This window comes from Pseudomonas sp. HMSC065H01 (genome assembly GCF_001815235.1).
Lineage (GTDB): Bacteria > Pseudomonadota > Gammaproteobacteria > Pseudomonadales > Pseudomonadaceae > Pseudomonas > Pseudomonas aeruginosa.
Window position 1 is genome coordinate 1 of the sequence record NZ_KV819883.1, and the last position, 222, is coordinate 222.

Sequence of the window (222 nt, forward strand, 5' to 3'; positions counted from 1 at the left end):
GCTGCCCGGCCTGCACCTGACCCTCAAGGCCGATCGCCTGGGCTCCCTGGAGCAGGGCAGCCCGGTGTTCTACCGGCAGATCCAGGTCGGCCAGGTGAAGAGCTTCCAGTTGGGCGATGACCAGAGGACCATCGAGATCAAAGTGCACATCGAGCCGGCCTACGCCGACCTGGTGCGCAAGCACACGCGATTCTGGAACGCCAGCGGCATCTCCATTTCCGG

At 64.9% G+C, this 222-nt stretch carries 1 protein-coding gene; it reads left to right on the forward strand.

What is annotated here, in order from left to right:
* Window positions 1-222, forward strand: a 222-nt coding sequence (locus tag HMPREF3014_RS14930; protein ID WP_126584365.1) for an MlaD family protein, incomplete at both ends; no start/stop codon positions are given.